Genomic DNA, 274 nt, shown 5'->3' with positions numbered 1-274 from the left:
CCGCACCGATCATCATGAGGGCCACGGCGACACCGCTCAGCGCCTCGGTCATCGGGTCGAAGTGGGCCTTCTCCATCGGGCCGTAGTCCGGCCAGCTGTGGTAGGTGTCGAGGCTGCCCTGCACCGCCATGGCGATGACGGCCAGGACGCCGAGGCCGAGCACCCAGCGGGTCGAGCGCAGCGACCACAGCTTGATCCACTCGGCGGCCAGGAGACCGCGGAGACGGACGCGCGGCCCGGCGCTCGGGCCGGACGGGGCCGGGGCCGGGGCCGG

Annotated in this window: 1 pseudogene; it reads right to left on the bottom strand. The window is 74.1% G+C overall.

The window, feature by feature from the left end:
* Positions 1-274 (bottom strand): annotated as a pseudogene (locus CCN51_RS55615) (ABC transporter permease); the annotation flags it as partial.

It is taken from the genome of Streptomyces milbemycinicus (assembly GCF_002154605.1).
Taxonomy (GTDB): Bacteria; Actinomycetota; Actinomycetes; order Streptomycetales; family Streptomycetaceae; genus Streptomyces; species Streptomyces milbemycinicus.
This window is presented reverse-complemented; position numbering and strand designations above follow the sequence as displayed.